Raw genomic sequence first — 13,400 nt, 5'->3', positions numbered from 1 at the left:
ACGCAAAACACAGCAAATTCGATTACAGAGATAGGGGATTTTTAGAGGTGCCCTAGATAAAATGTTGTAATGTTATAACTGCCCCCCCCCGCTTGCGGTGTTCAATCGTACGATCAGTCTAAATGGGACGACAGCCTCATTTCGCAACGTTTAACCAAGAGGAGAGTTAGAGAATGAAGCTCATTAAAGTCCGCATCCAAAACTATCGATCCGTGGAGGACAGCGAAGAATTCGAAATTGGCGACCTCACATGCCTTGTCGGCAAGAACGAGGCGGGCAAGACCGCACTGCTCAGCGCGATGCGTGGCCTCAAGCCCTCGCAGCCGTTTGAATTCGACGAGACCATCGACTACCCAAGGCGGTTCAAGACCCGGTTTGATGAACGGCATCCGGATGGCACCGCTGAAGTGATTCGGACGTGGTGGCGACTGGAAGACAGGGACAAGGTGGCGATAGAAAAAAACTTTGGCGCTGGAATCTTGAAGAGTGACACATTCCTAGCCCACTTCGGCTTCCGATATGAAGACGACTGTCGAATTTGGGAAATCGAAGTCGATAGCGCAAAGGTCTTGGAGAACTTGCTCACCAAGCACGCCCTCAACGCCACAGAGCGCAACGTCTTGCATGGGGTGAGCGACGGGCCAGCGGCCGACAAAGCTCTTTCGGGCTTGGCCGAGCCCACACCAAAACAAGTGGCCCTCTTGCAGGACATCAAGAAAAGCAGGGAGTCTAGCTTCGTCAAGGGCGTGATCGATGTTCTGTCGGCGCGTCAGCCCAAGTTCTTCTTTACGTCGCACTTCGAGCGAATGTCGGGCATGGTCTCGATACAGAAGCTTCAGCAAGACATGCAAGATAAAAAGGTGTCGGTCGGCGACAATATCTTTCTTGCCTTCTTGGAATACGCCGGCACAAGCTTGGCGGAGCTGCAAGACGCGGATCGGCGTGAGGCGTTGAAGGCTACATGCGAGGCTGCCAGTAACGAGATCACCGAGGAAATTTTCCAGTTTTGGAGCCAGAACAACGCCTTGGAAGTCGTCATCGAGATCGACAACGCTAAGCCAAAGGACCCGGCCCCGTTCGATACCGGAATGGTGGCGGATATCCGAATCAAGAACACTAACCACAAGGCCACGTTACCGCTGTCCGAGCGCAGCGCTGGTTTCGTCTGGTTTTTTTCGTTTTTGGCCCAGTTCAAGCAGCTCAAGAAGACGCCAGGCAATAGCAACGCCATCATCCTTTTGGACGAGCCAGGCCTGACCCTGCATGGCAAGGCGCAGGGCGACTTACTGCGATATATCGTCGAGCGGCTGCTTCCTGATCATCAAGTCATCTTCACCACCCACTCGCCATTCATGGTTCCGATGAATCGTCTCGCCGATGTCCGCATCGTGGAGGACGTGATCATCGAAAAGCCGGGCAAGCGCCCCGAGGTAAAGGGAACAAAGGTACGATCTGACGTGCTTGAAGTTGACGACGACACGCTTTTTCCACTGCAAGGGGCGTTGGGTTACGAAGTTACCCAGTCACTCTTCATTGGGGTGAACACATGGCTGGTCGAAGGCCCGTCCGACATCCTGTATCTGCAAGTTCTGTCGCAGGCGTTGACCAAGCGCCGTCGAGAAGGCCTCGATGCAAAGTGGACGCTGTGCCCATCGGGCGGCATCGATAAGATCGCGCCCTTTGTGAGACTCTTCGGTGGCAACCGCATCAACATAGCGGTGCTCTCCGACATCGCCAACGGCGATAAGACCAAGATCGAGAATTTGAAGAAAGCCGAAATCTTGAAGGCCGGACATTTCTACACATGCGCGGACTTTACGGATCAATCAGAGGCTGATGTCGAAGACTTCTTCGAGGCGGGCCTGTTCGTCGAGATGCTTAATGGAGCCTATAAACCGCCCGCCGCCAACACTGTCACCACGGCTAATCTGATGGCGGCGAATCAGACCCAGCGCATCGTCAAAAAGGCCGAAGCCTTGTTCAAGCTCATGCCTGCGTCGGTGGCGGAATTCAATCATTTCGACGCGTCTCGCTGGCTCTTGGAAAATCCATCCTTGCTAGATGCCGATACGCTGGCGATTAATGCAACCCTTGACCGATTCGAGGCGGTATTCAAGGCCTTTAACGCACTTTTGGCCTAGTCGAGATAACTTTGCCTGCAAACATTTTAAGTAGTGCCAATTAAAAGAAAATGTAAGGAATCAGCCAGCTTGATCGAGGTCAAAAAGTCAAAAAATTGATGATAAAACCAAGCTGGCTGACTCGACGCCTGCAGAACTCGTTGAATGGAAAAGTAGGAGTTGCAATGACTGGTCTGGAAAATCATTATTCGGTGAACGACATTGAGACGCGAATCCTGACCGCCCTACGAGCAGCCGGATTGAATCCCGAACAACGTCTCTCGCCAGTGAAACTGGGGGCGCTTGATCACTTCCACACTGGTGGATTCCGCGCCTCACTTGTACTGAAGGATCTGGTGCAGATTCGCGCTGAGGATCACGTTCTTGATATCGGCGCTGGACTGGCTGGTCCGGCCAGAATGCTGGCGGCTTCTCCCGGTTGCCTAGTCGACTGCATCGATTTATCACCCGACTATTGTGTCGCTGCGTTACTGCTGAATCGGCTTACCGGTCTGGGCGAGCATGTCTCAGTACAAGTTGGCAGCGCTCTCGACATTCCTTTTGCCGACAATTCGTTTGATGTAGTGTGGATGCAAAACGTCGGCATGAATATCCCGGACAAACCAAAGCTGTATCAGGAGATCAGCCGCGTCCTCAAGGCGGGCGGGCGATTCGCCTTTCAGGAGATGCTTGCCGGGGAAACACCCGCCACGTATTTTCCACTACCTTGGGCAACAGACACAGCTGACAACTCCCTGATTTCTGCGAGCGAAATGCACGCAGTGCTCGCCCGAAGTGGGTTCAGTGCGTTGTACTTCGAGGATGTTAGCGCAGCTCCGTTGCCAGCACCGGCAAATGGCATGGACGAATGTACCGCGCAGGTGCCGCTGAGCCTTTCAGCGTACGTAGACAAACCTCGCGCTGAAAGCTGATAACGCAGCGCGCAGCCTTCGACAACGGCAGATTCGTCTGTTCAGAGGCGTCTTTCGGGCGCAATGAGCGACCGCTCAATGCGGCCTGACGAATAAGGTTAGGCCGTACGAGCGAAGCGACATTCGAATCAGATATACATTACATTTAATTTGTATCTAACTCTATAATCTAACGATATTCTATTTTCGAACTTATATAGTCCGGTCGGATCAAATTCCCAACTTGCACCTGAGCGACACGCGTTTTAACAGATAGAGCAAGGATCATTGGTAATTGCAAATTGACTGATAAAAGTTAGGTATCTATTTTTCTTTTGCGATTTATAAAAGAAAACAAAGAGGTAATAAAATGAAATCAATACCCCCAGATTTTGCCTGGTTAAACCTGCCTAATCTGCCGACACCCGTCAAAGTACTTTTTTCTGGGTATCTGCTCGCAATTGGGCTGGGCTTGTGTATGGCTGGTCTACAGATCATGCTGACACACGGCATGGCAGATGGTAAGCCGGGGCTTTCCTTAGATGATATCGTCTACAGCTATTATGGGAATCGGAGTGGGAGCATGCTGGAAAGCAAGCTCAATGGATCTATGAAAGGGATGACTACACGGGAAACGCGTCTCGACATTATTAAATGGGTACGCAAAGGAGCACCCGAGGCTGAATGGGAGCCGCACTTCAAGGATACCTTTAAACAAAATTGCGGGCAGTGCCATGGTTCTATGCCTGGCATTCCTGATTTTAGCAAGTATGAGGATGTCAAAAAGGCAGCCAAGATAGACGAAGGCGCAAGCATTCAAATGCTGACCAGAGTGTCACACATCCACTTATTCGGGATCAGTTTCATTTTCTTTTTTATGGGATTTATTTTCAGCTTTGCGGTAGGTGTACCAAAATGGCTAAAAGTATCAGCCATCGCCATTCCCTTCGCCTTTTTGATATTAGATATTTTCTCGTGGTGGCTTACGAAATGGAATCCCAACTTTGCATGGCTCACGCTTATTGGCGGCTTTGGTTACAGCGTTGCAGCAACAATAATGTGGTTTATTAGTATGTACCAAATATTTATCTTGTCACGCAACGGAAAAATCTATGGCAATGCCTGGGCAGCGGATTTGAAGTAGTGGAAGCGGTCTACAAGGGCAGGTACACTTGTTATGATTGAGACGCTGCAGCGGATAGACATATATCTGTCGCAAATTAATTACACATACATTCACGAAAAATAGATGGTAAATCCAATATATATCACTACAAATTCATCCAGCTTGTTGAGCAAAGCTGCCAAGATTGTTGTAAGCATCGTTCTGATTGGTTTGGCCTTGATGTTTTCTGTGCTGTTATTTGTGGTCATTTTGACTGTAGGTGCAATAGCATGGGGCTATCTGTGGTGGAGAACCCGTGAGCTGAGAAGACAAATGCGTGAGCATCCCCCAAGCGATGTTGTGAGGGAGGGCGAGGTGATCGAAGGAGAGGTGATCCGCAGTGAGGTAACCGGAATATCTGAGAAACCTGGAGATGATGGGATCAGGTAGTGCATTCGAGTCACCCGGTCACGCCACATCTGGGCAACTCTAAAAATCCAATTTTGAGAGCCGCCCTATAGCATGTTGTAATCAAAAATCGAGGGCAATCATGAAAACCACATTAATTACAGGCGCTAACCGTGGGATCGGACTGGAGTTTTCCAGGCAATATGCTGCAGAGGGTTGGCGTGTTTTGGCTTGTAGTAGGAATCCAGGAAAATCCTCTGAACTCAACAAGTTGGCTGTCCAATACCCTGAGCTTATACAAATTCTGGCTCTTGATGTCTCTGACCATGTACAGATTGAAAGCTTGGGTCAGGAACTGTCCGATGAATCTATCGACTTGCTCATTAACAATGCGGGCATCTATCCAAAATCGGATGCAAATGGTTTTGGTCATACCGATTACGCGGAATGGATGCAGATATTCCGCATCAATACCATGACGCCACTCAAAATGGCCGAAACATTTGCTACCCAGCTTGCTCGTAGCAAGCAAAAAGCTTTTGTGGCCATAACGAGCAAAATGGGTAGCATAGGGGACAATTACGGCGGTGGAAATTACCTATATCGTTCAAGCAAAACAGCGGTAAATATGGTCGTCAAAAGCCTTGCAATTGATCTGCAGTCTGCCGGAATTACTTCGGTAGTCATTCATCCGGGTTGGGTCAAAACTGAAATGGGTGGGCCGAATGCTTTGATCTCTACCGAGCAAAGCGTTTCAGGCATGCTGAAAGTGATTGGCAACCTTACAATGGCCGACTCAGGAAAATTCTTTAGTTATGACGGCCAGGAAATTCCTTGGTAATTGAAGTTGCCGTTGGCGTGTTGTTGCGCGAGGTCAACGGCGAAGCAGATGCGCCCACTGCAGAGCCTACCTTGCGAGGGCGATACGCATACGACAACTTCCTGCTGGCACAGCGGCCGGAAGGCACGACATACGCAGGCTACTGGGAGTTTCCGGGCGGTAAAGTTGAAAAGGGTGAAACACTGCTGCATGCGCTGGAACGAGAGTTGTACGAAGAGTTAGGCATTAAAATTACCAGTGCTTATCCTTGGTTAACACGCTTGCATATTTATACACACGCTACAGTGCGTCTGAATTTTTTTCGTATTACTAAATGGCAGGGTGATCTTTATGGTAAAGAAAAACAACAGCTAAGCTGGCAAACTTCTTCCACTTTGACAATATCCCCAGTGCTTCCGGCCAACATGTTCGTCTTCCGCGCGCTGCAATTGCCACCTTTGTATGCCATTAGTAACGCTGTCGAGTTGGGTAGTGAAAAGTTTATGGAACGTTTACAAATTGCGCTAGAAAATGGCTTGAAATTGGTGCAGATGCGCGAACCTGGTTTGTCGCGCGAAGCGATGCGAGAATTGTCTTTGCGTGTGGTGAAACTGGCACACAGATACGGCGCGCAAGTGCTAATCAATAGTGATATCGAGCTGGCTAATGAAATTGGCGCAGACGGCGTACATTTGAAAGGTGTCCAGCTTGCTGCGTGCAATTCACGTCCCAGCTTGATGTGGTGTTCGGCATCCTGTCACAACGCCGACGAAATACAACAAGCCAATAATCTGGGCTTCGATTTCGTGGTACTGAGTCCTGTATTGCCTACTCGCAGCCATCCTGATACGACAAGTTTAGGCTGGCCAGCATTTGCAACAATGGCGGCAAATTCGGCAATTCCGGTGTATGCGCTGGGTGGATTATGTTATGACGATATGGAAAAGGCTTGGCAGCATGGCGCGCATGGCATTGCAATGTTGCGTCAGGCTTGGTGAGAAGGATCCTCTTCCGAGTTGCTCTCGAACTGCGGGATGCGATAACTTTCTGAAGCCCACTGTCCCAAATCAATTAACTTGCAGCGCTCGCTGCAAAAAGGACGATAGGGACTGTCATTATTCCACGTCACTTCTTTTTTACACTGCGGACAAATAACAACAGTTGCTTTCTTCATCATGACGTATTCCTGTTTTCAAATAAGCGAACCAAACATCATCCTAACATCAGCTCCTCCTCATTTGTGGGAGAACGGCGTTAGCATTAAATCGACAGCACCATTATAAAGAGCAGAAAGTCAGCTTGAACGCTACATCTTGATCGTATAAGGCGCTCTTGGCTGCATAATCGGCAGCAATGAAGCGAATATTAAGCATGTATTTGTTGGCGCAGACTTCAGGGACGCACGGTAGAGCTTTGTCTAAACTGACACGCAGCATTTGTGCCACGCGACCACTTTGCATTTGCTGAAAGCTACCCTGCGGGGCGATGTAATGGTGTACTTTTCCACTTTCGCGTAACAGCTTGAGGATGATTGCAAGGCCATCGAATATAGGAAGGATGGGGTTGAGGCAAGTATTTAGGTATTCGCGCCGCAGCACAGCATCCTGATGCAGCCAGTGATGGTAGGATGGCAAGTCAAATTCACAGGTTCCACCAGGGATGCAGGCACGCTGCTTGATGCCCATTAGCCACTCGTTTTCACGTAAGTGTTGGCCTACCTTACCACTCATGTTAAACACGCCGCTACTGGCGCTTTCAATTTCATCGAGTATAGCATCCAGTGCTAGCTCTGAAATTTGAGGGTTGTTGTGTAACGCGGAAAGCTGTCGTTTTTGGCGTTCTAACTCTTGCAACAGATCAGATTTCAGGTCGGAACGGCTAGCGACTTCAAGCACTTCAAACAATACGTTCAGTGCGGCCTGATGGTCATTGACGCTTGATCTTTCTGTAAAACATTGCAACTTGGCATAAAGATCCTCTAGGCGCAGCAGGGTGCGCATACGTTCATTGAGAGGAAAGTCATAACTAATCACAAAGATAATAGGCTAGTAGCAGGGGGATAAGTTCAGTTTAAAATATTGTCAATATATCGTGGTCAACATATTATGGTCATTATATACCGTCAATCAACGCCTGAGAAATTGTCTTATAGTTCAAGTGTAGCTGACGTACCTGCTGACGCAAGGCATCCAGAGTGCCATCATTTTGAATGATCTCATCAGCAAGCCGTAACCGTTCGGCACGCGTAATTTGAGATGCCATTATGGCACGCACTGCTTGTTCATCCAACCCGCTTCGCTCTATGGTGCGCGCAACTTGGGTCGTTTCCGCGCAATCCACTACCAATGTACGGTGCACTAACTCGCGGTAGCTAAGCGTTTCAAATAATAGTGGAATAACAAGCAACAGATAAGGAGATGCAAGTCTGCTGTTGATATTCGCATTGTCGACCTGAGCCAGCATTTGCGCGCGGATAAGCGGGTGCAAAATAGCCTCCAGCTTCAGCTTGGCAGCATGATCAGCAAATATCAACTGACGCATGAGCACTCTGTCCAATGCGCCGTTGGCGTCGATATAGTCATCTCCGAATGTTGCGCGGATCGCAGCGATGGCTATGCCACCAGATTGGGTCATCTGGTGTGAAATGACATCGCTATCGATGACTAACACACCGCATTCTTTGAATAGTGCAGCTACGGTGCTCTTTCCGCACCCGATCCCTCCGGTTAGTCCCACGCGATATATCATGAGACGCTGAACAGTTGCAGGTAGCCCTGCGTAAGTGATTGCCCCCAGAATAACGCTATCAAACCGCCGCCTGCCAAATACGGACCGAATGGAATGGGGACATTACGACCGAGGCGTGCCACGACAATCAATGCAATGCCGACCACTGCGCCTACTATTGAAGAAAGCATAATAACCAGTGGTAGCATTTGCCAGCCCAGCCATGCGCCGATTGCCGCCAGTAGCTTGAAGTCACCATAACCCATGCCTTCCTTGCCGGTGGCAAGCTTGAACAGCCAATATATACTCCACAGAGCCAAATATCCTGTAATTGCGCCGATAACGGCACTGTTAATGTCAATAAATGTGGCAGACAAATTAAAAAACAGACCCAGCCACAGAAGTGGCAATGTGATGTCATCTGGCAGCAGTTGAGTATCAAGATCAATGCAAGTTAGTGCGAGCAGCATCCAGATAAACAACAGCGCAGCCAATGCAGCAAAACCAAAGCCGAAATGCCATGCGACGTAGGCGCTCAGAAGCCCCGACACCGATTCCACGATGGGATACCGTGCCGAGATGTGCGCGCTGCAATTCTTGCATTTGCCGCGTAGCAGCAAATAACTGATGACCGGGATGTTTTCCAGCGCGCTTATCTTATGACCACATTGCGGACAGGCGGAACGTGGCGTGGACAAGTTGTAAGGTGGTACATTTTCTAGTTCATTGCCATTGAGTTCAGCGCATTGAACACGCCATTCACGCTCCATCATCTTGGGTAAGCGATGAATGACTACATTTAGAAAGCTGCCCACCAGCAGACCAGTAATGCCGCACAAAACAATAAAAAGAAACGGGAGGCTTTGTAGTAACTCAACAAGTGCTGTCATAGTCATCCAAGATGCAAATACGTAATTTTTAACAAAATAACACGAATTAAGACGAGCGATGTAGGAAGTAGATCATTTATCCCGTGCTACGGGCTGAAAAAAATAGTTTTGAACGTAGCAATCACGTACTTTTCAGTAACGTCGATTATCATAATTTGCAGCTTCAAAGTGCTGCCTTATCCGACAACCTCGTACAAACATTATTGACGGATCTTAAATGGTATTATTCAGAATGATAAGCTGTAATTTATATTACAGGCACTTCGATCGCTTTCTGTTGATTTGTGGATTGTATTGCCCTCAATATCCATCACAGAATACTCGTTCCCATTCTCCTTCGAAAACCATGCCGTCAACAAAAGCAATGAAATGATTCGCTACCTTAATAAAAAATTACTACTGACCATAATTGTAAGTGCATCACTTGTTGCGATTGTCGGAGGCGCTACCAGTAGTGTGTGGCCGCAAATTAAAATGTCGATGGCACCGCCAGTCTGCGAAGCGCGCGGCTCAGTTGATACGCCGAAAATAGTCGATTCTACTGACCTGACCAGCATTTATATTGAGGGCTGGGCAGCCGATTCTGCCGGAATCAACCGTGTCGAGATGTGGGCGAACGGCAAATTGCTCGACAGTGTCAAGCCGAGCATCGTCAGAACTGATGTGACTTCAGCCCTTCCGCAATGCAAATTCCCGACCGTTTCCGGATACACCTTTGCACTTACGCGTGGCACTATTCCGCCGCATACCTCAGCGCTGGAAGTGCGCGCGGCAAATGGCGTTGGCAAGGTATTTAAAGTTGGTCGGGTGCCAGTTGATTTTTCAAAGCCATTTGGGATGTTAGACGTAACCGAGCCGATTAAGGCTGATGGCCGCAATTTGATTAGCGGCTGGGTGGTGGCGGGGAAGGTGCCGGTGAAAGTACGAATATTCGCGCAGGATACAAAAGTGCTGGAGTTGCTTGCCAGCAATCAGCGAAATGACGTCGCCAAGGCGTTCTCGGCTTGGCCGCAGGCAGCAATCAGCGGTTTCGAGGGGGTGTTGCCGATGCATAAATTGCCGCGTGGCAGCTATCGCCTGAGAGTCCTGTTCGAAGATGGCAAAGGGCATAACAGCGAAATCGTTGGGCCGTTGGTGATCAATGATCTGCCATTCGGTAAGATATTGGCGCAACACGACAAAATGATGTCTCCCGGCACAGTGGCGCTGCGCGGTTGGCTGGCCGATGAGCAAGGCATCCGGGCTGCCTATGTGGAAACCGAAGCGGGTACACAGCTCGGAAAAATGACGCTGACAAAAAAAGAACAGCTGCTATCTGCTTTTTCAGACCCCCGCTTTAACCGTGACAAGGCGGGCGATGCGCCGCTAAAGCATGGGGATCTTTACGATCTGAATGTGCCATTCTCCGCCATACCGTCAGGTTTGCAGCGATTACAGGTGCGGGTGGAGGATATGGCAGGAAATATTGCGGTGTTACCCGGGCCGCTGGTTCTCGATAAGAATCCAGCCGCAAAACAAGCTTGTGCTGGCGAGAAGTTGCGGGTGTTTTACCCCGGCGGGGTAGTGGATTTTCGCAATAAATTTCGCCAATTGCAGGAATTACGCGATATGACACAGGGTGGGTGTGTAAAAATCGGTTTTCGCGGCCGTGTTGAGTATCTGCGTACCACGAAAGGCGAGCAGGCTGATTATGTATTTGATCCAAACTTTCCCGAGCATCTGCGTGATCGCAACGGCAAAGGGATGACCGGTGAATCCTTGAGCGAGATACTCGATACTGCGCTACGTTTTCGCGCACCACTGATGATCACCCTGGATGGCGGCGTCTGGGCTGATTCCAAGTTTGCCGCGCCGGATCTGGATATTGTCGATATGCTTGAGCAAGATGAGCGCGCCGTGCAATGGAACCAGTTCGGCAAATCTGAGCCAGACGATGCCCTGAAAGGTTTGGCCGGTGCCACCGAAAGTCCGGAATTGGCACGCATGATGAGTTTGAACCGTTACAACCGCCGCTTCCTTGATTACAAGAAGCGAAACCTGCAAGCTGCTGTGCGCGAAATTGTGAAATTCAACCAAACGCATCCTGACAGCTATGTGATGATTAACCTCGACCCGGATGAGTATATCAATCCGTGGTTCTACCTGACCCAATGGTACGACTACAATCCGGACACATTACGCCAATACCGCGAATGGCTGCTCCACCTTGGCCCGTACGCAAATGGCGGCGAACTAGCCTTTTCTCGACATGAACCCGGTTTGACTCTGGCCGACGCAAACCGGATCGCCAAGCGATCCTGGAAGAAAGTTAGCGACATTGATCCGCCACGCAAAACTATAGATTACGACGATCCATGGCAACAATTATGGACGCAATTTAAGCGTCATTTAGTGGCACGCCATTATGACGACCTCGCTGCCTGGGTAGTAGAGGCAGGCTTGCCGCCGGCGCGCATTTATACCAGCCAAACCTTTATCCAGGCGGATGTCGCAGTGAGCATCACCGATCGTGCCAATGGCTGGAACGACCAGGCCGGAGTGTCGATAGAGGGTGCCAAGCCACGCCATGGTCATATGGGCGTAATTTTGTATGGCCCGGGCAGCCGTAACGAAGGCAAGCCGCGTAGCGGCAGCAGCTTGATCGACAATATCCGGCGCGTAGATCCGGAATGGGGCATGGTGGAATTCCACCCCGCCACGATTGCGTTTCCAGAAAAATTGCCGAATCATAATGAATCCTATGCCACCATGCAGGCGCTAATAAATGGCGGTGCACATTTCTTGTCACCGATGTGGGGCAGTTATGTGGGTGACCGCATAGTGCATCCAAATAATTTCAAGGCCTACGATGTGATGGAGGGCTCGGCCTATGAGTACCAATTCGTCTGGTGGCTACGCGCAATGCAAGCGAGGCCGCTCGGCAGCTTGTTTTACCCGTTTGGCAATGCCTTGGTGAAAAGCAATGATGGATGGATTCCGGCAGCAGAAACACAGTTGAAAAGCGAATATGGAGAGCTGCACCTGACGGGCGAGGGCATGCACATTGGTCTGGTTTCACCGCAGTGGGAAATGCGCTATTTGTCGTCGCCGACTGAGCTTTTCGTAACCGGGAATTGGCCGCAGCAAGCCAGGGCATCAGCCGAGTTATTACTTGAGGATGGTAAAAAGCTGACCTGCGCACTCCAGTCTCCCGGGCAAAACAGGGCACGCTGTCTTTTTCCTGCGGATAAAAATCGGCAAATGTCGCGCTTGACGCTACGGTGGCAGCTGCCTGCTTCCCAGAAAAAAGCGGGGGTCAAGATAAGTGATGTCGCGCTTAAGTTTGCTGAGCATCCTTGATTTCGGATTTTCCGCAGGGAGCATGGGTTATTGTCACGTAAATAATGCAGCTCGCCCATGTGTAATATCCACGACCAATACAGTAGCGCCACACTCTTAATAAAACAGGTTGTATTATGAAAACTTTCAACGAATCAATCTGCATTGTTCGCACTGAATCAGCCGCTTATTTTGCCTCCGATTTATTCCTGGAAAATTTTGGCTCCCCATTTCCGGTTCCGCGTGATAATTGTGGTTTAGCGATTCCGACTCCACCTGAAAACTGGAGACAATACGTCGCATTTTATCGATGGACCGACTTATATTTTGAGCCCGTAGGGTTCTGCAATTTCATCCGTTTTGGTGAGGTATATTTGGAAGGGGGAATGTGCGTAAAAAAAGGCTTTTATCGACGCTTGCCTAAGAATCATTGGCGCGAATGTAAAGACCGAGGAGGAATCGCACAAATTTTAATGGAGGAAGCATCAAAAGTACTGAACGACTGCACTGCCTGGTTCGGCTATTGTGGAGACAAAATGGCTTATGTGGTCGATAAACGTGCAGGATACGTAGATACACATCACCAGCATTTGATCGTCAAATGGTTCGCGCCACCGAGCACAGAACAACAATATGAACTAATAAATACAATCGCGGAAATTGGTCCATTCTAATCGCCAAATGGCAGATTTCCGAGATGCCAGCGTCCGTGACCTCTCTGTGGCTAGAACTTAGGATGAGCGCACCATGCTGCATGCAGTGCCGACTCAGTGGCAAAGGGCTTCAGTCATGTGGTTCAGTCAGAGCAAAAACGGCATGGGGGTTCTTCTTGCATAGCCGCACGACCCTTGGTCAGCATTGCTGCTTTTAATCTGCGCATGCAATAGCGACGACCCATTTGGAGTTACAAAGTATGAAAGGAATTATTTTAGGTTATCACTCACACAATATTTTTGGAGTGGAGTACGAAAATAACGATCACGTAGCTTTTTCAAAAGACCTGGAGTTGATTTCAGCAGCGCGAGGCGAAATTATTTCATTAATGTCGCTAGTGTAGTGCGCCATTCTGTTTGGAACTTAATCGACTGTTGGCACGAATGA

Annotated in this window: 13 protein-coding genes; 9 read left to right on the top strand and 4 right to left on the bottom strand. The window is 49.4% G+C overall.

The window, feature by feature from the left end; all coding sequences use genetic code 11:
* Nucleotides 1-173 precede the first annotated feature (173 nt).
* The 6 genes from MJ769_RS00840 to MJ769_RS00815 all read left to right on the top strand — a co-directional run bounded on the left by MJ769_RS00840 (nucleotide 174) and on the right by MJ769_RS00815 (nucleotide 6,362).
* Complete coding sequence (locus MJ769_RS00840; protein ID WP_239233951.1) at nucleotides 174-2,141, top strand: ATP-dependent nuclease; 1,968 nt, start codon at nucleotides 174-176, stop codon at nucleotides 2,139-2,141.
* Between the two features lie 164 nt (nucleotides 2,142-2,305).
* The gene (locus MJ769_RS00835) at nucleotides 2,306-3,052 is read left to right on the top strand and encodes a class I SAM-dependent methyltransferase (protein ID WP_239233950.1); all 747 of its coding nucleotides are present in this window, start codon (nucleotides 2,306-2,308) and stop codon (nucleotides 3,050-3,052) included.
* Between the two features lie 349 nt (nucleotides 3,053-3,401).
* The gene (locus MJ769_RS00830; protein WP_239233949.1) at nucleotides 3,402-4,175 is read left to right on the top strand and encodes an elongation factor-1 alpha; all 774 of its coding nucleotides are present in this window, start codon (nucleotides 3,402-3,404) and stop codon (nucleotides 4,173-4,175) included.
* 105 nt (nucleotides 4,176-4,280) lie between these two features.
* Complete coding sequence (locus MJ769_RS00825) at nucleotides 4,281-4,586, top strand: hypothetical protein (protein ID WP_239233948.1); 306 nt, start codon at nucleotides 4,281-4,283, stop codon at nucleotides 4,584-4,586.
* Nucleotides 4,587-4,686: 100 nt separating this feature from the next.
* Nucleotides 4,687-5,385, top strand: a complete 699-nt coding sequence (locus MJ769_RS00820) for an SDR family oxidoreductase (protein ID WP_239233947.1) — start codon at nucleotides 4,687-4,689, stop codon at nucleotides 5,383-5,385.
* Nucleotides 5,379-6,362 carry a Nudix family hydrolase gene (locus tag MJ769_RS00815; RefSeq protein WP_305854672.1) on the top strand — a complete coding sequence of 328 codons (984 nt, stop codon included), beginning with the start codon at nucleotides 5,379-5,381 and terminating at the stop codon, nucleotides 6,360-6,362. Before MJ769_RS00820 ends, MJ769_RS00815 begins: the two co-directional genes overlap by 7 nt.
* Here MJ769_RS00815 and yacG read toward each other — a convergent pair.
* From yacG to MJ769_RS00795, 4 genes are all read right to left on the bottom strand, one after another.
* Nucleotides 6,350-6,538: a DNA gyrase inhibitor YacG gene (gene yacG, locus MJ769_RS00810; RefSeq protein WP_239233952.1), complete on the bottom strand. Its 189-nt coding sequence runs from the start codon at nucleotides 6,536-6,538 to the stop codon at nucleotides 6,350-6,352. The genes MJ769_RS00815 and yacG overlap by 13 nt on opposite strands.
* A 103-nt stretch (nucleotides 6,539-6,641) precedes the next feature.
* A complete protein-coding gene (gene zapD / locus MJ769_RS00805; RefSeq protein WP_239233946.1) occupies nucleotides 6,642-7,397 on the bottom strand; it encodes a cell division protein ZapD in 756 nt (251 codons plus the stop codon).
* Nucleotides 7,398-7,476: 79 nt separating this feature from the next.
* Nucleotides 7,477-8,112 (bottom strand): dephospho-CoA kinase, encoded by a 636-nt coding sequence (coaE, locus tag MJ769_RS00800; protein WP_239233945.1) that lies wholly within the window; start codon nucleotides 8,110-8,112, stop codon nucleotides 7,477-7,479.
* Complete coding sequence (locus MJ769_RS00795; protein ID WP_239233944.1) at nucleotides 8,109-8,981, bottom strand: prepilin peptidase; 873 nt, start codon at nucleotides 8,979-8,981, stop codon at nucleotides 8,109-8,111. Before MJ769_RS00795 ends, coaE begins: the two co-directional genes overlap by 4 nt.
* A gap of 369 nt (nucleotides 8,982-9,350) precedes the next feature.
* On the opposite strand from MJ769_RS00795, the gene MJ769_RS00790 reads away from it, so the two are divergent.
* The 3 genes from MJ769_RS00790 (at nucleotide 9,351) to MJ769_RS00780 (ending at nucleotide 13,356) form a co-directional block, all read left to right on the top strand.
* Nucleotides 9,351-12,320, top strand: coding sequence for a hypothetical protein (locus MJ769_RS00790; protein WP_239233943.1), 2,970 nt, complete (start codon nucleotides 9,351-9,353; stop codon nucleotides 12,318-12,320).
* A gap of 116 nt (nucleotides 12,321-12,436) precedes the next feature.
* Nucleotides 12,437-12,973 (top strand): hypothetical protein, encoded by a 537-nt coding sequence (locus MJ769_RS00785; RefSeq protein WP_239233942.1) that lies wholly within the window; start codon nucleotides 12,437-12,439, stop codon nucleotides 12,971-12,973.
* Between the two features lie 239 nt (nucleotides 12,974-13,212).
* Nucleotides 13,213-13,356, top strand: a complete 144-nt coding sequence (locus MJ769_RS00780) for a hypothetical protein (protein WP_239233941.1) — start codon at nucleotides 13,213-13,215, stop codon at nucleotides 13,354-13,356.
* Nucleotides 13,357-13,400: the final 44 nt, after the last annotated feature.

Origin of the sequence: Candidatus Nitrotoga sp. BS (assembly GCF_927797785.1) — a bacterium.
Classification (GTDB): Bacteria; Pseudomonadota; Gammaproteobacteria; order Burkholderiales; family Gallionellaceae; genus Nitrotoga.
This window is presented reverse-complemented; position numbering and strand designations above follow the sequence as displayed.

Bases quoted from the DNA above. Each gene is read 5' to 3' on its own strand.
- MJ769_RS00840 (WP_239233951.1), top strand. From the start codon at position 174: ATGAAGCTCATTAAAGTCCGCATCCAAAACTATCGATCCGTGGAGGAC.
- MJ769_RS00835 (WP_239233950.1), top strand. From the start codon at position 2,306: ATGACTGGTCTGGAAAATCATTATTCGGTGAACGACATTGAGACGCGA.
- MJ769_RS00830 (WP_239233949.1), top strand. From the start codon at position 3,402: ATGAAATCAATACCCCCAGATTTTGCCTGGTTAAACCTGCCTAATCTG.
- MJ769_RS00825 (WP_239233948.1), top strand. From the start codon at position 4,281: ATGGTAAATCCAATATATATCACTACAAATTCATCCAGCTTGTTGAGC.
- MJ769_RS00820 (WP_239233947.1), top strand. From the start codon at position 4,687: ATGAAAACCACATTAATTACAGGCGCTAACCGTGGGATCGGACTGGAG.
- yacG (WP_239233952.1), bottom strand. From the start codon at position 6,538: ATGAAGAAAGCAACTGTTGTTATTTGTCCGCAGTGTAAAAAAGAAGTG.
- coaE (WP_239233945.1), bottom strand. From the start codon at position 8,112: ATGATATATCGCGTGGGACTAACCGGAGGGATCGGGTGCGGAAAGAGC.
- MJ769_RS00795 (WP_239233944.1), bottom strand. From the start codon at position 8,981: ATGACAGCACTTGTTGAGTTACTACAAAGCCTCCCGTTTCTTTTTATT.
- MJ769_RS00790 (WP_239233943.1), top strand. From the start codon at position 9,351: ATGATTCGCTACCTTAATAAAAAATTACTACTGACCATAATTGTAAGT.
- MJ769_RS00785 (WP_239233942.1), top strand. From the start codon at position 12,437: ATGAAAACTTTCAACGAATCAATCTGCATTGTTCGCACTGAATCAGCC.
- MJ769_RS00780 (WP_239233941.1), top strand. From the start codon at position 13,213: ATGAAAGGAATTATTTTAGGTTATCACTCACACAATATTTTTGGAGTG.